Origin of the sequence: Actinomadura sp. NPDC048955, from assembly GCF_040649435.1 — a bacterium.
Classification (GTDB): Bacteria; Actinomycetota; Actinomycetes; order Streptosporangiales; family Streptosporangiaceae; genus Spirillospora; species Spirillospora luteofluorescens.
On record NZ_JBEZJI010000006.1, the window covers coordinates 102,348 to 120,156 of the forward strand.

A 17,809-nucleotide genomic window follows, 5' to 3' on the forward strand; every position below is an offset into this window, starting at 1 on the left:
ATAATCCCCCACCGCACACCCGCTCGAACACGGAACCCGCGGGGAGTACTGGCCGGCCAGCCCTTAACGCCCAATACAGTTCAATCATGACGCCGTATCCGTCCGCGCAGCGCCTGGACATCGTCGAGGACATCCACGGCCACCGGGTCGCCGACCCTTACCGCTGGCTGGAGGATCCGGACAGCGCCGAGACCGGCGAGTGGCGCGCCGCGCAGGACGGGCTCTTCCACAAGACCATGGACGCCCTGCCGGGCCGGGACGCGCTGCGGGCCCGCCTGCTCGAACTGCTCGGCGCGGGCAGCGTCGGGGCCCCCGTGTGGCGGGGCGAGCGGCGCTTCTTCACCCGCCGCTCAGCCGACCAGGAGCACCCGGTGCTCCACACCGTGGACCCCGACGGATCCGAGCGCGTCCTCGTCGACCCGACGGCACTCGACCCCGCCGGGACGACGACGCTGGACGGCTGGCAGCCCGACAAGGAGGGCCGCCTCCTGGCGTACAAGGTGTCCACCGGCGGCGACGAGGAGTCGCTGCTGTACGTCATCGACGTCGCGACGGGCGACCGGGTGGAGGGGCCGATCGACCGGGCCCGGTACTCCTCGGTGGCCTGGCTGCCGGGCGGTGAGGCGTACTACTACACGCGCCGGCTGCCCGCCCAGGACGTCCCGCCGGGCGAGGAGCAGTACCACCGGCGCGTCTACCTGCACCGCGTCGGCACCGAACCCGACACCCACGACGTGCTGGTCTTCGGCGCGGACATGGACAAGACCAACTACTACGGGGTCGGCGTCAGCCGCGACGGCCGCTGGCTCACGATCTCCGCGTCGCAGGGCACCGCGCCCCGCAACGACCTGTGGATCGCCGACCTGACCTCGTCCTCCCCCGAGGCGCCCGCGCTGCGGTCCGTGCAGGAGGGCGTCGACGCCTCCACCGGCATCCACGTGGGCCGCGACGGCCGCGCCTACGTCTTCACCGACCGCGACGCGCCCCGGTCCCGGCTGTGCGTCGCCGACCCGTCCGACCTCTCCTACGGGACGTGGCGGGACCTCCTCCCCCAGGACCCCGAGGCCGTCCTCACCGACTTCGCGATCCTCGACGGCCTGGAACGCCCGGTCCTGCTCGCCGGGTGGACGCGCCACGCGATCAGCGAGATCACCGTGCACGACCTGGCGTCCGGGGAGCGGCTCGGCACCGTCCCGACCCCCGGCCTCGGTTCCATCGGCGGCATCGTCGAGCGACCCGAAGGCGGACACGAGGCCTGGTTCGGCTACACCGACCACGTGACCCCCTCGGCGGTCCTGCGCTACGACGCGCGCACCGGAGAGACGACACCGTGGGCGTCGGCGCCCGGCACGGTCGACGTCCCCGAGATCGAGACGCGCCAGGTCGCCTACACCTCCCGCGACGGCACCGAGGTGCGCATGCTCGTCGCGTCCCGTCCGGGCCTGACCGGGCCGCGCCCCGCGATCCTCTACGGCTACGGCGGGTTCAACATCTCGCTCACGCCGTCCTACTCGGCGAGCATCCTCGCGTGGGTCGAGGCGGGCGGCGTCTACGCGGTCGCCAACCTGCGCGGCGGCTCCGAGGAAGGCGAGCAGTGGCACCGCGCCGGCATGCGGGACCGCAAGCAGAACGTCTTCGACGACTTCCACGCCGCCGCCGAGAAACTGATCGCGGACGGCCTCACCACGCCGTCCCAGCTCGCGATCTCCGGCGGCTCCAACGGCGGCCTCCTCGTCGGCGCCGCCCTCACCCAGCGCCCCGACCTCTACCGGGCGGTCGTGTGCTCAGCGCCGCTCCTGGACATGGTCCGCTACGAGCGCTTCGGCCTAGGCCAGACCTGGAACGACGAGTACGGGACGGCCGACGACCCCGAGGAGTTCGGCTGGCTCATCGGCTACTCGCCCTACCACCACGTCCACCCCGGCACCGCCTACCCCGCCGTCCTGTTCACGACGTTCGGCAGCGACACCCGAGTGGACCCCCTCCACGCCCGCAAGATGTGCGCCGCCCTCCAGCACGCAACGACTTCCGAAGCCCCGATCCTCCTACGCGACGAACCCGAAGTAGGCCACGCCGCCCGCTCCGTGACCCGCTCAGCAGACCTCACCGCCGACACCCTCACGTTCCTGGCCGCTCAAACCGGCCTCACCCTGAAAGAAGAATTGACGCGTGATCTAATAGTGGGATGAGCACGACGTTGCGCGAGTCGGCTGTGTTCATTGCAATCCCCTCCTCCTTCGGGCCTGACGGCCCTCCATCGTCGGACACTGCGGGCGATCGCTGGCATCGCTCCGACGCGCCTGGCGGCTCGCTGCGCGATCAGGTTCTCGCTTCGCTCAAACCTGCCTTCGGACGCGATCGCAACTGTTGGGGTTGTTGCGTGGTTGCCGTGTCGGCTGAGGTGGGCGCCAGCGAACGACGAATTGACGCGTGATCTAATAGTGGGATGAGCACGACGTTGCGCGAGTCGGCTGTGTTCATTGCAATCCCCTCCTCCTTCGGGCCTGACGGCCCTCCATCGTCGGACACTGCGGGCGATCGCTGGCATCGCTCCGACGCGCCTGGCGGCTCGCTGCGCGATCAGGTTCTCGCTTCGCTCAAACCTGCCTTCGGACGCGATCGCAACTGTTGGGGTTGTTGCGTGGTTGCCGTGTCGGCCGAGGTGGGCGCCAGCGAACGACGAATTGACGCGTGATCTAATAGTGGGATGAGCACGACGTTGCGCGAGTCGGCCGGGCGGGTGCTGGAGCTGCTGCGTGAGGCGCCCGGCGAGCCTGACATGTCCGCCGGGTACCTCGACTTGCTGGGGCCGTCCGCGAAGAGGTCGCCGTCCCTCGCCCAGTCGGTGATGGAGTCGACGTTCCTGCCGCGGATCTACGAGAAGGTGTGGCGGCCCGTCGGCTTCAACCTCGCCAAAGGCTGGCCCTTCGGCCCCGACACCGCCGAAGAGCACGCGATGGCCCGCGACTGGCTCGGCCTCTCACAACCCGGCTACGCCGCCCGTCCGCCCGCCACCGTCCTGGACGTGGCATGCGGACCCGGCAACGTCACCCGCGCCCTCGCCGCCGGCATCGGCGCCTCCGGCCTCGTCGTCGGCCTCGACGCGTCCGAGACCATGCTGACCCGCGCCGTCGCCGACACCGACCCCGCCGACCCCGTGACCTACGTCCGCGGCGACGCCGTCGACCTCCCCTTCCGCGACGCCGCGTTCGACGCCGTCTGCTGCTTCGGCGCCCTCTACCTCTTCGACGACCCCTGGGCAGCCCTGGACGGCATGACCCGCGTCCTCAGACCCGGCGGGAAACTGGTCATCCTCACCTCCCGGCGCCCGCTCGCCGCCCCACGCCTCGGCACCGAACTCCTGCGCCGCGCCACCGGCTTCACCGCCTTCGGCGACCGCGAGATCACCCGCGCCCTCACCGAGCGCGGCTGCACCGGCGTCCGCCGGCGCCGCTACCCCCTCATGCAGGTGGTGGCCGCCGGTCGCCCCTGACCGATCCACAGCACGCGCCCCAAGATCGCGCTACGCTGCCGGAGCGACACGCACGGCCAACCGTGCCCACGATCGACCCCCTCCTGGGGTTGGGAAGCCTCCAGGAGGGGGTTTGGCGTGTTTATCGCTTTTTCTCCTCCTTCGGGCCCTGGCGGCCCTCCATCGTCGACAAAAGCGGGCGATCGCTGGCATCGCTCCGGCTCGCCTTGCGGCTCGCTGCGCGATCAGGTTCTCGCAGGCTCGAACCTGCCTTCGGACGCGATCGCGACCGTTGGGGTTGTTGCGGGGTTGCGGTGCTGGCTGAGGTTGATCCTGTGGACGGTTTGTCGTCGTGTCGCCTGAGGGGCCTCAGCGCATCAGTTTTTGGATGTAGATGTTGACTATGCCGCCTATGGACTCGCGGCGGGTCTCCGTCCAGCCGAACTTGCTGTAGAGGGCCAGGGCGGGGGTCTGGAGTTCGGTGGTGTCGGCGCGCAGGATGCGGTAGCCGTACTCGGTCGCGCGTTCCTCCAGGGCCTGGACGAGCGCGGTGCCGTAGCCGCGGCGCTGGACCGCCGGCAGGACGCGCAGGCGCACCATCTCGGCGGCGTCGAGGGCCGGGGTGCCGGGGGCGTAGCCGCCGTAGGCGCGGGCGCGGCCGCCGGGGATGAGGTCGGCGCGGCGCAGGCCGCCCATCGCGACTATCCCGCGGTCGAGTTCGCCGATGAGGAACTCGCCGTTGTTGCGGAGATAGATGTCCTCCATCTGGAAGAAGTCGTGGTCGTAGTAGACGCCGTCGCCAGGGCGCAGGCCGACCTGGGCCAGGCCCTTCTGGTGGAGGGCCAGGACGACGCCGTGGTCGGCCGCGCGGTACCGGCGGATCCGCAGGTCGCCGTAGCGCCATTCGGGGGGCTCGTCCTTGAGCCGGACGAGCGTGGGGTGGCCCTGCCAGGAGGCGTTGTCGGTGCTCATCCCGGTCAGACCTGCTCCCCCGGGCGGACGGCGGCGGGCTGATCCTGGGTCGGGCTCTTCACCGACGGGCCGGAGAGGGCCTCGTAGAAGTCCGCCAGCTCCGGGATCTGGCCGTGCTGGGTCGCGACCGCCGCGCCGATCTGCCGGGCGCGGTGCACGAGGATGTCGGACCGGTGGTCGGCGGGCAGGTCGTAGATGGCCTCGCGGCCCGCCGTCAGCGCGGCCTCGGGGTGACCGGCGTGCAGCTTGCACATCGCCCGGTCGAGCCGCACCAGGGTCAGGTCGACGCGGTCGGTGGGCGAGTACAGGGTGAGGGCGTGGCTGAGCACCTCGTCGCCCTGCTTGTGGTCGCCGAGGTTGGTGAAGGTGTCGCCCTCGTAGAAGGCCATCTGCCGGTCGGTGAACCCGAACACCAGGTCGGAGGTGTCGGTCTTGGAGAGCTGGTCGAACACCGAACGGCCGCGCACGAGCGCGCGGCGGGCGCTGGGGGCGGCGTCACCGCGGCCGCGCATCGCCAGCATGCCGAGTGCGCGCGCCTCCACGGCGGGGGCCATGGCGGCGGCGACGCCGGGGGTCCGGCCGGCGAGGTCCTGCGCCTTGCGGGCCAGGTGCAGCGCCTCGCGCGGGTCGCCGTAGTACATCGGGACGAGCGACTCGCGGACGGTCACCCAGGCGCGCAGCTGGCGGTCGCCGGTCTCGTCGGCGGCGGTCCGCGCGGTGCGGAAGAACGAGCGGGCGAGCCGGTGGTCCCCCAGGTTGATCATGATGAGCCCGGACAGCCCGGACAGCTGCGCGGCGATCCGGCACAGGCGTTCCTGCAGCTCGACCGGCTGGCGCTTGTCGCACATGCGGCGCACCTCGCTGAAGTCGAGCAGCACGTCGCAGAGCATCCGCAGCGACGGGGTCGCCTGGTACTGCCGGCCGTAGCCGTAGGTGGTCTCCTCCCACTGGTCGAGCATGGTCGGCGAGACGGTCGCGCTGACCAGGGTGTCGTCCATCTTGCGGCGCAGGTTGTCGACCGCCCCAAGGAACTGACCGTCGAGCGCCACGCCCGCTCCGGCCAGCAGCTGCAGAAGGGTTCTACGAAGCACGATGTCCTCCTCTCCCACATCAATGGTCAGGGGGCCGTCGGCGCGGTCATGGCCCCGCAGGTCGTTGACGGTCGCCCAGGGGCGCTCCTCGCTCCTGGGCACGATCGCCCCGACGATGGCGTCGGGGTCGGGTACCGGACGCAGGTCCGGCGCGCGCGGTTGCGGGACGCTCGCGGCGCCCGCACGGGCCGCGTGTCCGCGGCCGCAGATGCAGGGACTCTGGTAGTCGAGGGCGTCGGGTTCCACCCGGTAGACGGCGCACAGGTAGTGCAGGTACTCCGGGCCGGGACGCTTGTAGCCGCTCTCGTAGGCGGACAGCAGCGTCTCCCCGAGTCGCGGCGGCGGCTTGCCGTCGACCTCGTAGAGCGCCTTGACCTGCGCCACGATGTCGGACAGCGCCACGCCGTGGGCCAGCCGGTGCGCCTTGACCCGGCTGGTCCCGAACAGCGGCCCGCACTGCTCGTGGATCTCTTGGGCGATCTCTACCGGACCCCGTCCCCGTGCCAGGGCGTGTGCGCGTATCCGGCGAGCCACGTCCGTTTCTCTCCGAGGGGGGTCCGACATCCGGCCTCCTCCCGTCGGGCCGGCACGCCGCCCTCCTCGGGGGGTGGGCGGTCGTCCCGGCCACGGCGACCGGTCGTTTTGGCCACAACAGATAATCTCTTGCGCACGCAGCGTAATCCTCGTCACAGTCCCCGCCAAGCGATTCCGGAGAACTGGTGAGGGCCGGGACGCGCTCCGCACCCCGCGGGTAGAGATTTTTCCTCCGCGGGGAGGAGGACTTCTCCTGAGGTGGGGTTATCCGGTTCTTCGGCGCTCGGCCGGCCCCTTGACCGGTCAGTGTGAGAGTTGCAAATCTCTCGTGTTGTGATCGAGCGAATCCGGAGTGTCGACCGTCCGGTCGACCGGGCCCTGGGCCCGCGGGCGATCCGCCCGCCTATGGAGGGGGTGCGAAGGTGGTCAGCGACAGACGCGTCGGCTACCTCGAAGAACTGGAGCACGAACTGGACACGCGGGGCCTCGTCGCGCGCGTCGTCAGGACCCGCTCGGGGCCGGCCTTCCTGAGGGTCGTGAACCCCGAGGCCGCGAGCCTCGCGGAGGACGTCACCTGCGCCCCCGCCCCCGAGACCAAGGACCACTACTTCTGGTGGTCGTGGGGCGAGCGCATGCACCGCGTCGACGACGTCGGCGGCGCGGCCCTCAAGCTGGCGCACGTCCTCCAGCCGCTCGCCGCGGGGTGAGCGGACGCTCCCCGGGCCGCTGAGCCCGGGCTCCGTCACAGACTCGGGCGCCCTGACCGGGCGACCCGCAAGACCGGGCGTGTCCCGCGAGGCCGCGGCGAAGGGCGCGGCAGCCGCGGTCCCCGCGGGACACGTTCGCCCGGTGGACCCCCTCCCCGGCCGGTCCCCGCCACCAGCCCCGGCGTTCGTATGAACCGGTCGGAACCGTCCCCTACGATCGGGCTCGTACCGCCGCCGGTCCACGGCGAGGTGGCGTGGAACCGCAATGGCCGGGGAGGGTCTGCCACACCATGTCTCTGTTCGCGTCGATCAGCGTGCCGCTCGCCGCGTCGCCGGTCGCCAAGCCGTTCCTGCCCTGGGCCGAGAAGGGGACCCCGGAGGCGGCCTGCAAGAACACCGACCCCAGCATCTCGTGCCGGCTGGTCTGGAACGTCTCGAAGAACACCGACTTCACCCAGTTCTGGGCCACCTGGCTGGACAAGCCGCTCACCACGCTGCTGTGGATCATCGTGACCTTCGTGGTGGCGCTGATCGTCAAGAACATCGCGCACCGGATGATCACCAAGGTCACGCTGCGGATGGCCGAGGGCACGATGTCGGAGAAGGTCCGGGAGCGGTCCCGGACGGTCTTCGAGGGCAGCCCCGCCCTGCTCAACAGGCGGCGCGCCCAGCGGGCCCAGACGCTCGGCTCGGTGCTGCGCTCCATCGCGTCCATCATCATCATGGGGACGGCCGCGTTCAGCATCCTCGGCTCGCTCGGCCTCAACCTCGCCCCCATCCTGGCCAGCGCCAGCGTCATCGGCGTCGCGGTCGGCTTCGGCGCGCAGAACATCGTCAAGGACTTCCTCGCCGGGCTGTTCATGCTGCTGGAGGACCAGTACGGCGTCGGCGACGTCATCGACGTGGGCAGCGCCAAGGGGACGGTCGAGGCCGTCACCCTGCGGGTCACCCGCATGCGGGACGTCGACGGCACCGTCTGGTACGTCCCGAACGGCGAGATCAAGAAGGTCGGGAACGAGTCGCAGAACTGGGGACGCGCCGTCCTGGACATCCCGGTCGACATCAACGAGGACACCGAGAAGGTCAAGGAGATCCTGCAGACCACCGCCGACGAACTGGTCGCGGACTCGCCCTGGAACGACATCGTCCTGGAGCAGCCGTCGGTGTGGGGCGTGCAGGCCCTCGCGGGCGACGCCGTCGTGATCCGCGTCGTGCTGAAGACGGTGCCGGGCCGGCAGGGCGACATCGCCCGCGAGCTGCGCGAACGCGTCAAGCGGGCCTTCGACGAGGCGGGCGTCACCGTCGCCACCCCCGCCCCCTAGCCCCTTCCCAGTGGATCAAGGTGAGGAAGGGGGCGTGTCTCACATAGGGTGGGGGCGCTATGGCTGAACAGGTGACCTTCTACGAAGCGGTCGGCGGCGAGGAGACCTTCCACCGGCTGGTGCACCGCTTCTACCAGGGGGTCGCGGACGACCCCGACCTCCGCGCGCTCTACCCCGAGGAGGACCTCGGTCCGGCCGAGGAGAGGCTGCGCCTCTTCCTGATCCAGTACTGGGGCGGCCCCAACACCTACAGCATGCGGCGCGGGCATCCGAGGCTGCGGATGCGTCACGTTCCCTTCGTCATCGGCTCCGCCGAGCGGGACGCGTGGCTGCGGCACATGCGGGTCGCGGTGGACGAGCTCGGGCTTCCCGAGGATCTGGAGCGGCAGCTCTGGGGCTACTTCACGATGGCGGCGCAGAGCATGGTGAACGCCCCTACGTAAGCGGGTAGAGGGCCCCGTATGACGCGAACCCCTTGGTGGCGCAACGCCGTCGTGTACGAGGTCTACGTCCGCAGCTTCGCCGACGCCGACGGGAACGGCGAAGGCGACCTCCAGGGGATCCGGTCCCGGCTCGGCCACCTGCGCGAACTCGGTGTGGACGCGCTGTGGCTCACCCCCTTCTACACCTCCCCGCTGGCGGACGGCGGCTACGACGTCGCCGACTACCGCGACGTCGATCCCCGGTTCGGCACCCTGGACGACTTCGACGCGCTCGTGGCGGACGTGCACGCCCACGGGATGCGGCTGATCGTCGACATCGTCCCGAACCACTCCTCCGACCGGCATCGCTGGTTCCGGGAGGCGCTCGCGGCGCCGCCCGGATCGCCCGCACGTTCCCGCTACATCTTCCGGTCCGGCAAGCCAGGGGATCGTCCCGGCGAGGAGGCCCCGCCGAACGACTGGCCGTCGGCGTTCGGCGGCCCCGCCTGGACGCGGACGGACGACGGCGAGTGGTACCTGCACCTGTACGCGCCCGAGCAGCCCGACTTCGACTGGCGCAACCCGGACGTGCGGCACGAGTTCGAGGACATCCTGCGGTTCTGGCTCGACCGGGGCGTGGACGGCTTCCGCATCGACGTCGCCGCCGGCCTGTTCAAGGACGAGTCGTTCCGCGACCTCCACGGCCAGGACCGGCGCATGCCGGACGGTCCCATCTACAGCCGTCCGGAAGTCCATGACGTGTACCGGAGATGGCGGCAGATCCTCGACGAGTACGACGGCGACCGCATGGCCATAGGCGAGGTGTGGACGGACGGCCCGGAAGACCTCGCGCTGTACCTGCGCCCGGACGAACTGCACCAGGTCTTCCAGTTCGACCTGCAACTCGCCCCATGGTCGGCCATGGCGTTCCGCGAAGTGATCGACGCCGCGCTGAAGGCCGTCGCCCCCACGGGCGCCGCACCGACGTGGGTGCTGTCGAGCCACGACTCCGTCCGCCACGTCACCCGCTATGAGCGGCAGGAGGGTTTCCAGGGGATCGGGCTCGCCAGGGCCAAGGCCGCGTTACTGCTTCTCTTGGCGCTTCCAGGGTCCGCCTACCTGTACCAGGGGGAGGAACTGGGGCTGCCCGAGGTGACCGATCTGCCGGATGACGCCCGGCAGGACCCCATCTTCAAGCGGACGAACGGGGAGAACGCGGGACGCGACGGCTGCCGGGTGCCGCTCCCGTGGTCGGGCCGCGCCGAACCCTACGGCTTCTCGCCCGACGGCGTCCGGCCCTGGCTGCCGATGCCGGAGCGGTGGGCGTCCATGACCGCCGAGGCGCAGGCGTCCGACCCGTCGTCCATGCTGAACTGGTACCGCAGGGCGCTCGCCCTGCGCCGCCGCCTGCACGGCGACCTCCCGGAAGACCTGGAGTGGATCGACTCCCCCCAGACCGCCCTCTTCTTCAGGCGCGGTTCACTGCTGTTCGCCCTCAACTGCGGCGACAACCCTGTGCGCCTTCCTGCGGGCACCCCGCTGCTGACCAGCACACCCCTGTACGGCGAGTTGCTTCCCGGCAACACCGCCGCCTGGCTGAGCTCCCCCTGAAAGCGCGACGCGGCGCGCCGGTCCGTGCGAGGGGTCGACGCACGGACCGGCGCACCGCGGCGCTTCGCCGATGGGTGCCTCCGGCTACAGCGGCGGGCGCTGAAGCTGGAGCGGGTCGTCGGCCATCGGAGCCGACTTGAGGGTCTGCAGGCCGGTCCCGACGCCCGCCCAGCGCTTGACGTCGGTGATCGCCTTGGTCTGCTGGTCACCGGGCAGCTTGGCGATGAGCCGGCCGCTGTGGTTCATGCCCGGCGCGACGTAGACGGCCGAGTCGCGGCTGCCGCGCCCGAGGCGGAACGGCTCGGAGCCCCACGGGTCGTTGGCGCCGTACAGGAACAGCATGTGGTTGGCGTTGCCCCGCACCCAGCGGTCGATGTCGCGCATGGCGCGGCCGTTGTCGAACCGCATGGAGATGTCACGCGGAACGTAGGTGCGCGGCTGGTAGCTGTCCTCGTACCGCAGCAGCGGCCGCAGGTGCTTGAACTTCGGCGTCGGCCAGCCCAGCTGCGTCCCCGCCTGGTAGTAGTACGGGATGTACGGGGAGAGGCCCTGGTCGCTGTAGAACGACAGGCCCGAGATGTTGTCGAGCGTCTCGTAGAGCTGGTCGTCCGAGGCCTCGCCCGCCTTGGGCAGCGATGCGCAGTCGGACTGCAGGCTGTACTGCCAGAAGCCCCACTCGTAGTCCATCACCGAGTTCTCGAACGCGCGGTCCTGGGTGCGCAGGATGTCGAACGTCCAGCCGTTCTCGTCGGCGGCGGCCTTGAAGCGCTTGAGCATCTCGGTGCGGCGTTCGAGGAACCTGTGCGCGAGGGCCTTGACGTTCGCCCGGCACGCGGGGTCGGAGCCGACCGTCTGGAAGAACTTGTCGTAGGCGCGGTCGTCGTTGTTGCTGACGTCGTTCGGCGCCACGTACACGACGCTGCCGTCGACGTCACGCGGGTAGAACCGCTTGTGGTAGACGGCCGTCATGCCGCCCTTGCTGGCCCCCGTCGAGATCCACTTGCCCTGGTAGATGGTCTTCAGGGCGCCGATCAGCCGGTGCTCGTCGGTGGCCGCCTGCCAGATCGTGTCCTTCTTCCAGTCCGTCGGCTCCGGACGGGACGGGGTGAAGTACCGGTACTCGACCGAGATCTGGTTGCCGTCGACCAGGGCCGTCGGCTCGGAGGTGAACATCGTCTCCGGCGTGTTGTACCCGCTGGTGTAGAGCACCATGGGACGGTCCGCCGACTTGTGCTGCAACATGATGCGCTGCTCGAACCACTGCCCTCGCGGGTTGCGGTGGTCGACCGGCTGCCTGTACTCCAGCCAGAACCAGCGGTAGCCCGGCAGGGTGGACGGCTTTTCCGTCACCTGCATTCCGGGGATCGCCTTCAGCTGGGCAAGGATGTCGCCCGCCTGGGCGGCGCCGGCCTTCGCCGTGCCCGCCTGGGCCAAGCCCGCGGCCTGCGCCGCGGTGGCGCCCGCCCCGGTCATGCCCGCGGCGAGCAGCAGTGCCATGGCTCCTCGTGAGACGCGCCGCATTGTGCCCCTTTCACGTGGGTTCTCCACATTCGCGTCGCGACCCTAGAGGGAGAAGCCCACCGAAAACGGATTGCTGTTGGGCTTGTTACCTATCCGTGACGGGTCGGTTGTCACCCGATCAGACCGGCAAACAGGCCCAGGAGGGACGCAACCGTGATCAGGTAGGCAATGGCGTACACGCTGGAAGAACGCGGGGCGGTGCGGTGGGCCTCGATCACGTCCGGAACGGCGAACGGCCGCGAGCGGAGATCAGGAGCGGCGCTCAGGCCGCGAGGCGGGGATCAGGCGGGAGGGACGAGGGTGAACCCGTCGTCCCAGGGAGCCAGGCGTTCGAAGAGCCGCTCGTCGTGCCAGCGTCCATCCAGGTGAATGTGGCGGCGGGCCGTCCCCACGGGCGTGAAGCCGTTGCGTTCGAGCACGCGCTGGGACGCGAGATTGTCGACCCTCGTGAACGCCTCGACGCGGTGCAGGAGGAGCGCGCCGAACGCCACGTCCAATGCCTGCCTGACCGCCTCGGTGGCGACGCCCCTGCCGGCATGCGCGCGCGCAACCCAGTAGCCGACGAAGCAGCTCTGGAGAGGACCGCGCAGGATGTTGTTGAGCGTGATGCGACCGGCGATCTCGCCGTCGACGAGGATCACGCCCGGCCACATCTCCTCCACCGCGTACGCCTCGACCAGCTCGCGCAGGTTGGCACGCTGGCCGTCGACGGTGAAGTACGCCTCGCCCCGCTCCGGTTCCCAGGGACGCAGGTAGGCGCGGTTCTCCCGGTACAGCACCGCCAGCGCCTCCGCGTCCGCCATCTGGACGGCGCGCAGCCGCACGCCCGCCCGACGGCCGTCGAGCGCGGGCGGGGGACCGGCGAGGGCCGTCATGCGCGGGGCACCACGTACCGCCCGATGAACTCCCGTTCCTCCGGGGTGAAGCGGCGCAGGCGGTTCGCCTCCACGTCGAACGCGACGAGGGTCGAGGTCGCCTCGGCGTACACGTGGTCGTCGTCCCGCACCTCGTAGGCCAGCTTGAACGACGCCGCGCGGGCCTCGGTCACCCACGTCTCCACCCGGATCGGGTAGACGGTCGGCAGCAGCGGGTACCGGTAGTCGATCTCGTGCCGGGAGATCACCATGCCGCGAACGGGCTCCTCCCCCTTGCGCACCGGGTCGCCGTGGAACATCTCCAGCCGGGCGTCCTCCAGGTAGCCGAGGAACTTGACGTTGTTCACGTGTCCCTGGGAGTCGATGTCACCGAACCGGATCTTGAATTCGTAGACGTGGCGGTACTCGGCCGCGGGCAACTGCTGCATGTCCTCGCCTGGGTTACGGGGAACCGGGGGTCGGCCCGATGCTACCCGGAGCGGGCGGAGCCCCTGACGAGGCAGGGGCGCTTCGGGTCGAACCGCCAGCCCGGGACCAGGTACTCCATCGCGGCGGCGTCGTCGCGGTCGCCCAGCCCGTACCGGACGTAGAGGTCGTGCGCCGCCTCCAGCCGCTCCTCGTCGACCTCGACGCCGAGCCCCGGGCCCTCGGGCAGCGCGACCGCGCCACCGGTGATCCGCGGCGGGTCGGTCGTGAGGCGCTGGCCGTCCTGCCAGATCCAGTGCGTGTCGATCGCGGTGATCTCGCCGGGCGCGGCCGCGGCGACGTGGGTGAACATCGCCAGGGACACGTCGAAATGGTTGTTGGAGTGCGATCCCCAGGTCAGCCCCCACGCCTCGCAGAGCTGCGCGACACGGACCGAACCGCGCATCGTCCAGAAATGCGGGTCGGCGAGGGGGATGTCCACCGCGTCCAGCCGGATCGCGTGGCCGAGCTGCCGCCAGTCGACCGCGATCATGTTGGTGGCGGTGCGCAGGCCCGTGGCGCGGCGGAACTCGGCCATCGTCTCCCGGCCCGAGTAGCCGCGCTCGGCGCCGCACGGATCCTCGGCGTAGGCGAGGACGTCCCGCAGCGCGGTGCCGAGCCGGACCGCCTCCTCCAGCGACCAGGCCCCGTTCGGGTCCAGGTTGACGCGGGCGCCGGGGAACCGCTCGGCGAGCGCCCGCACGGCCCGCGCCTCCTCCTCGCCGCGCAGGACGCCGCCCTTGAGCTTGAAGTCGGCGAACCCGTAGCGCTCCCGCGCGGCCTCCGCCTGCCGGACGATCGCCTCGGGCGTCAGCGCCTCCTCCCGCCGCACCCGCAGCCAGCCGTCCGCCCCGTCCGGTGGCGCCTCGTACGGAAGGTCCGTCCTGTTGCGGTCGCCGACGTAGAAGAGGTAGCCGAGCACCGGGACCGAGCGGCGCTGGACGCCGTCGCCGAGCAGCGCCGCCACCGGCACGCCGAGGAACCGCCCCATCAGGTCGAGCAGCGCCGCCTCGATCGCGCTCAGCGCGTGCACGGTGATCCTGGTGTCGTGCGTGAGGGGGCCCCGCCCGCCCGCGTCCAGGTGGCCGAACGTCGCGCGGACGGAGTTGAGGATCTCGTCCGAGCGTCCGATGGGCTTGCCGACCACCAGGTCACGGGCGTCCTCCAGCGTCCGCCGGATGCCCTCGCCGCCCGGAACCTCCCCTACGCCCGTGCTGCCGGACGAGTCGGTGAGCAGCACCAGGTTCCGGGTGAAGAACGGCCCGTGGGCGCCGCCCAGGTTGAGCAGCATGCTGTCGTGTCCCGCGACCGGCACCACCCGCATCCCGGTGACGACGGGCGTGCTCACCGCGGCACCCCCTGGTAGGCGATCGGCCGCTGGAACCGCTCGACGGCGAGGCTCCCGACGGACGTCGTGCGCTCGTCGGACGTCGCCGGATACGGTCCGCCGTGCACCATGGCGTGCCCGACCCGGACACCGGTGGGCCAACCACCCCACAGGATCCGTCCGGCGAGCCGTTCCAGGATGGGCAGCAGCCGCGCCGCCGCCTCGCCCCCGCCGTGGACCGTCGCCGTGAGCTGGCCCTCCAGCCCGCGGGCCAGCCCGATCACCTCGTCGAGGTCGGCGCAGCGGACGACGAGCGAGCACGCGCCGAAGATCTCCTCCTGGAGGTCGGGTCCGAAGTCCCCGGCGTCCACGGCCGCGAGAGCCGCCCGGCAGCCGGCCACCGCGTCCGGCTCCCGGCCGCGCGCGAGGATCTCCACGCCGGGCCGCCGTTCGAGCCTCTCGACGCCTTCGGCGTAGGCGCGGGCCAGGTCGCGCGTCAGCATGGGAGCCCCGGGGTCGGCCTCGAACGCCGTCGCCGCCGCGGCCAGGAAGGCGTCCAGACCGGGGCCGTCGACCGCGAAGACGAGGCCCGGGTTCGTGCAGAACTGCCCGGCCCCGAGCGTCACCGACCCGGAGTACTCCCCCGCCAGCTCGGCGGCACGCTCCGCCAGCGCGTCCGGCAGCAGGAAGACGGGGTTGACGCTGCTCATCTCCGCGTAGACCGGGATCGGCCGCGGCCGGGCCGCCGCCGCCCTCGCGATCGCCAGGCCCGCCTTCCGCGACCCGGTGAACCCGACCGCCCGCACCCGCGGGTCGGTGACGAGCGCGATGCCGAGCGTGGGCCCGTCCCCGTACAGCATCGAGAACACGCCCTCGGGCAGCCCCGCCTCCTCGGCGGCCTCCGCGACGGCACGTCCGGCCAGCTCGCACGTGCCGGGATGGGCGTCGTGCGCCTTGACGATCACCGGGCAGCCCGCCGCGAGCGCGGCGGCGGTGTCGCCGCCCGCCACCGAGAACGCCAGCGGGAAGTTGCTCGCCCCGAAGACCACGACGGGCCCGAGTGGCACCCGCCCCTGCCGGATCTCGGGGGCGCCCTCGCCCGCGGGGTCGACGCTCGTCGCCGGCCCGGCCGCGACACCGGCGCCGCCCGGCGGGTTCGCGCCGTAGCGGGCGGTGGAGCCGGGCGCCGTCGCCGCGCGCAGGTCGGAGGCGAACAGGCGCAGCTGCCCCGACGTCCGCGCGACCTCCCCGGTCAGCCGGGCGGCGGGAAGCCCCGTCTCGGACGCGGCGCGCCGGACGAGCTCGTCGGCCTGTTCGTCGAGCCTCCCGGCGATCGCGTCGAGGAACGCGGCACGCTCCTGAAGACTCGTCTCGCGGTAGGCGTCGAACGCCTCCTCCGCGAGGGCACAGGCCCGTTCGACCTCGGCGTCGCCGCCGTAGCGGTACTCAGGCCCGAGACGCTCGCCGGTGCGGGGATCGACGGCGCAGATCGCCTTCCCCGTCCCGCTGACGCGCTCGAACCCGATCAGCATCTGCCCGGTGAGCTGCGCCAACGTCCCCGTCCTCCTAGCTTGGCCCGACTACCTGACCCGGACGATAGGAGACACGATCGATACCTGTCCAACACGAAAAACGCATCGTTCGATGCCCCCCAAGCATCACCACCGACACACCTCCGTCCGAAAACGCCGCCGGGTGGGAACGCCGCCGCCCGGGAACGCCGCCGGGTGGGAGCGCCTCTGGTGGGAATGCGAACGGCCGCGCGGGTGGGGGTCGCGCGGCCGTTCGGGGAGGTTTGGGGTCAGTCGCGCTTGAGCTTGCGGTGGGTGACCCGGTGCGGGCGGGCGGCGTCGGCGCCCAGCCGCTCGATCTTGTTCTTCTCGTAGTCGGCGAAGTTGCCCTCGAACCAGAACCAGTTCGAGCCTTCCTCCCACGCGAGGATGTGCGTGGCGATGCGGTCCAGGAACCACCGGTCGTGCGAGGTGATCACGGCGCACCCGGGGAACTCCAGGAGGGCGTTCTCCAGGCTGGACAGGGTCTCGGTGTCCAGGTCGTTGGTCGGCTCGTCCAGCAGCAGGACGTTGCCGCCCTGCTTGAGCGTCAGCGCCAGGTTGAGCCGGTTGCGCTCGCCGCCGGACAGCACGCCGGAGGGCTTCTGCTGGTCGGGGCCCTTGAACCCGAACGCCGCGACGTACGCGCGGGACGGCATCTCGACCTGGCCGACGTTGATGTGGTCCAGGCCGTCCGAGACGACCTCCCACACCGTCTTCTTCGGGTCGATGCCGCCGCGGCCCTGGTCGACGTAGGAGATCTTGACGGTCTCGCCGACCCGCAGGTCGCCCGCGTCCGGGTGCTCATCCCCGATGATCATGCGGAAGAGCGTGGTCTTGCCGACGCCGTTCGGGCCGATGACGCCGACGATCCCGTTCGGGGGAAGGTTGAACGTCAGGTCGTCCATCAGGAGCCGGTCGCCGAACCCCTTGTTCAGCTTGTCAGCGACGATCACCGTGTTGCCCAGGCGCGGGCCCGGCGGGATCTGGATCTCCTCGAAGTCGAGCTTGCGGTACTTGTCGGCCTCGGCGGCCATCTCCTCGTACCGCTCAAGGCGGGCCTTGCTCTTGGTCTGGCGCGCCTTCGGGTTCGACCGGACCCACTCCAGCTCGTCCTGGAGGCGCTTCTTGCGCTTGGCGTCCTTGTTGCCCTCGACCTTGAGCCGCTCGGCCTTCTTCTCCAGGTAGACGGAGTAGTTGCCCTCGTAGGGGTAGCAGCGGCCCCGGTCGAGCTCCAGGATCCAGGTGGCCACGTTGTCGAGGAAGTACCGGTCGTGCGTGACGGCCAGGACGGTGCCCTCGTACTTGGCGAGGAACTGCTCCAGCCACTGGACGCTCTCCGCGTCGAGGTGGTTGGTGGGCTCGTCCAGGAGCAGCAGGTCGGGCGCCTGCAGCAGCAGCTTGCACAGCGCGACGCGCCGGCGCTCACCACCCGACAGCTTCGACACCTCGGCGTCGCCGGGCGGGCAGCGCAGCGCGTCCATCGCCTGGTCGAGCTGGCTGTCGAGGTCCCAGGCGTTGCGATGGTCAAGCTCCCCCTGCAGCTTGCCCATCTCCTCCATCAGCTCGTCGGAGTAGTCCGTCGCCATCTGCTCGGCGATCTCGTTGAACCGGTCGAGCAGCGCCTTGGTCTCGGCGACGCCCTCCTGGACGTTCCCGAGGACGTCCTTCTCCTCGTTCAGCGGCGGCTCCTGCTGCAACATGCCCACGCTGAACCCGGGCATGAGGCGCGCGTCGCCGTTCGAAGGCTGTTCCAGACCGGCCATCATGCGCAGCAGCGTCGACTTACCGGTGCCGTTGGGCCCCAGGACGCCGATCTTCGCGCCCGGAAGGAAATGCAGGGTGACGTCGTCAAGGACGACCTTGTCGCCATGTGCCTTGCGCACACGCTGCATCGTGTAGATGTACTCGGCCATATCCTCAAGACTAGGGGGTACTGG

15 protein-coding genes and 1 pseudogene are annotated in these 17,809 nt (G+C 70.9%); 8 read left to right on the plus strand and 8 right to left on the minus strand.

Annotation, left to right across the window (positions count from 1 at the left end; translation table 11 throughout):
• Positions 1-86 precede the first annotated feature (86 nt).
• Genes AB0C84_RS08655 through AB0C84_RS08670 form a run of 4 tightly spaced genes read left to right on the plus strand, consistent with a single transcriptional unit; the run spans position 87 to position 3,493 of the window.
• Positions 87-2,189 (plus strand): prolyl oligopeptidase family serine peptidase, encoded by a 2,103-nt coding sequence (locus AB0C84_RS08655; protein WP_361062904.1) that lies wholly within the window; start codon positions 87-89, stop codon positions 2,187-2,189.
• Positions 2,186-2,434 carry a hypothetical protein gene (locus AB0C84_RS08660; protein WP_361062907.1) on the plus strand — a complete coding sequence of 83 codons (249 nt, stop codon included), beginning with the start codon at positions 2,186-2,188 and terminating at the stop codon, positions 2,432-2,434. Before AB0C84_RS08655 ends, AB0C84_RS08660 begins: the two co-directional genes overlap by 4 nt.
• A 12-nt stretch (positions 2,435-2,446) precedes the next feature.
• Positions 2,447-2,695: a hypothetical protein gene (locus tag AB0C84_RS08665; RefSeq protein ID WP_361062907.1), complete on the plus strand. Its 249-nt coding sequence runs from the start codon at positions 2,447-2,449 to the stop codon at positions 2,693-2,695.
• A gap of 12 nt (positions 2,696-2,707) precedes the next feature.
• Positions 2,708-3,493 (plus strand): methyltransferase domain-containing protein, encoded by a 786-nt coding sequence (locus AB0C84_RS08670; protein ID WP_361062909.1) that lies wholly within the window; start codon positions 2,708-2,710, stop codon positions 3,491-3,493.
• 348 nt (positions 3,494-3,841) lie between these two features.
• Here AB0C84_RS08670 and AB0C84_RS08675 read toward each other — a convergent pair whose 3' ends face one another.
• On the minus strand, positions 3,842-4,444 hold the full coding sequence (locus AB0C84_RS08675; protein ID WP_361062911.1) for a GNAT family N-acetyltransferase: 603 nt from the start codon (positions 4,442-4,444) through the stop codon (positions 3,842-3,844).
• Positions 4,445-4,449: 5 nt separating this feature from the next.
• Entirely contained in the window at positions 4,450-6,069 is a 1,620-nt protein-coding gene (locus tag AB0C84_RS08680; protein ID WP_361062913.1) for an XRE family transcriptional regulator, read from the minus strand.
• A gap of 422 nt (positions 6,070-6,491) precedes the next feature.
• On the opposite strand from AB0C84_RS08680, the gene AB0C84_RS08685 reads away from it, so the two are divergent.
• The 4 genes and pseudogenes from AB0C84_RS08685 (at position 6,492) to AB0C84_RS08700 (ending at position 10,131) form a co-directional block, all read left to right on the plus strand.
• Complete coding sequence (locus AB0C84_RS08685; protein ID WP_179846917.1) at positions 6,492-6,776, plus strand: hypothetical protein; 285 nt, start codon at positions 6,492-6,494, stop codon at positions 6,774-6,776.
• A 290-nt stretch (positions 6,777-7,066) separates the two neighbouring features.
• Positions 7,067-8,098 (plus strand): mechanosensitive ion channel family protein, encoded by a 1,032-nt coding sequence (locus tag AB0C84_RS08690; protein WP_258944464.1) that lies wholly within the window; start codon positions 7,067-7,069, stop codon positions 8,096-8,098.
• 71 nt (positions 8,099-8,169) lie between these two features.
• A pseudogene (locus tag AB0C84_RS08695) lies at positions 8,170-8,529 on the plus strand (globin); the annotation flags it as partial.
• A 30-nt stretch (positions 8,530-8,559) separates the two neighbouring features.
• Positions 8,560-10,131, plus strand: a complete 1,572-nt coding sequence (locus AB0C84_RS08700) for a glycoside hydrolase family 13 protein (RefSeq protein WP_361062918.1) — start codon at positions 8,560-8,562, stop codon at positions 10,129-10,131.
• An 84-nt stretch (positions 10,132-10,215) separates the two neighbouring features.
• On the opposite strand, the gene AB0C84_RS08705 is transcribed toward AB0C84_RS08700, so the two are convergent.
• The 6 genes from AB0C84_RS08705 to ettA form a co-directional block, all read right to left on the minus strand.
• Positions 10,216-11,628 carry a S28 family serine protease gene (locus tag AB0C84_RS08705; protein WP_361062921.1) on the minus strand — a complete coding sequence of 471 codons (1,413 nt, stop codon included), beginning with the start codon at positions 11,626-11,628 and terminating at the stop codon, positions 10,216-10,218.
• 305 nt (positions 11,629-11,933) lie between these two features.
• Positions 11,934-12,527 (minus strand): GNAT family protein, encoded by a 594-nt coding sequence (locus tag AB0C84_RS08710; RefSeq protein ID WP_361062924.1) that lies wholly within the window; start codon positions 12,525-12,527, stop codon positions 11,934-11,936.
• Positions 12,524-12,955: a thioesterase family protein gene (locus tag AB0C84_RS08715; protein ID WP_258944469.1), complete on the minus strand. Its 432-nt coding sequence runs from the start codon at positions 12,953-12,955 to the stop codon at positions 12,524-12,526. The genes AB0C84_RS08710 and AB0C84_RS08715 overlap by 4 nt, the downstream gene beginning before the upstream one ends.
• 41 nt (positions 12,956-12,996) lie before the next feature.
• Positions 12,997-14,340, minus strand: coding sequence for an enolase C-terminal domain-like protein (locus tag AB0C84_RS08720; protein ID WP_361062927.1), 1,344 nt, complete (start codon positions 14,338-14,340; stop codon positions 12,997-12,999).
• Positions 14,337-15,872 (minus strand): aldehyde dehydrogenase (NADP(+)), encoded by a 1,536-nt coding sequence (locus AB0C84_RS08725; RefSeq protein WP_361062930.1) that lies wholly within the window; start codon positions 15,870-15,872, stop codon positions 14,337-14,339. The genes AB0C84_RS08720 and AB0C84_RS08725 overlap by 4 nt, the downstream gene beginning before the upstream one ends.
• 248 nt (positions 15,873-16,120) lie before the next feature.
• A complete protein-coding gene (gene ettA, locus AB0C84_RS08730) occupies positions 16,121-17,785 on the minus strand; it encodes an energy-dependent translational throttle protein EttA (protein WP_361062933.1) in 1,665 nt (554 codons plus the stop codon).
• Between the last annotated feature and the right edge of the window lie 24 nt (positions 17,786-17,809).

Bases quoted from the DNA above. Each gene is read 5' to 3' on its own strand.
- AB0C84_RS08655 (WP_361062904.1), top strand. From the start codon at position 87: ATGACGCCGTATCCGTCCGCGCAGCGCCTGGACATCGTCGAGGACATC.
- AB0C84_RS08660 (WP_361062907.1), top strand. From the start codon at position 2,186: ATGAGCACGACGTTGCGCGAGTCGGCTGTGTTCATTGCAATCCCCTCC.
- AB0C84_RS08665 (WP_361062907.1), top strand. From the start codon at position 2,447: ATGAGCACGACGTTGCGCGAGTCGGCTGTGTTCATTGCAATCCCCTCC.
- AB0C84_RS08670 (WP_361062909.1), top strand. From the start codon at position 2,708: ATGAGCACGACGTTGCGCGAGTCGGCCGGGCGGGTGCTGGAGCTGCTG.
- AB0C84_RS08675 (WP_361062911.1), bottom strand. From the start codon at position 4,444: ATGAGCACCGACAACGCCTCCTGGCAGGGCCACCCCACGCTCGTCCGG.
- AB0C84_RS08690 (WP_258944464.1), top strand. From the start codon at position 7,067: ATGTCTCTGTTCGCGTCGATCAGCGTGCCGCTCGCCGCGTCGCCGGTC.
- AB0C84_RS08700 (WP_361062918.1), top strand. From the start codon at position 8,560: ATGACGCGAACCCCTTGGTGGCGCAACGCCGTCGTGTACGAGGTCTAC.
- AB0C84_RS08705 (WP_361062921.1), bottom strand. From the start codon at position 11,628: ATGGCACTGCTGCTCGCCGCGGGCATGACCGGGGCGGGCGCCACCGCG.
- AB0C84_RS08710 (WP_361062924.1), bottom strand. From the start codon at position 12,527: ATGACGGCCCTCGCCGGTCCCCCGCCCGCGCTCGACGGCCGTCGGGCG.
- AB0C84_RS08715 (WP_258944469.1), bottom strand. From the start codon at position 12,955: ATGCAGCAGTTGCCCGCGGCCGAGTACCGCCACGTCTACGAATTCAAG.
- ettA (WP_361062933.1), bottom strand. From the start codon at position 17,785: ATGGCCGAGTACATCTACACGATGCAGCGTGTGCGCAAGGCACATGGC.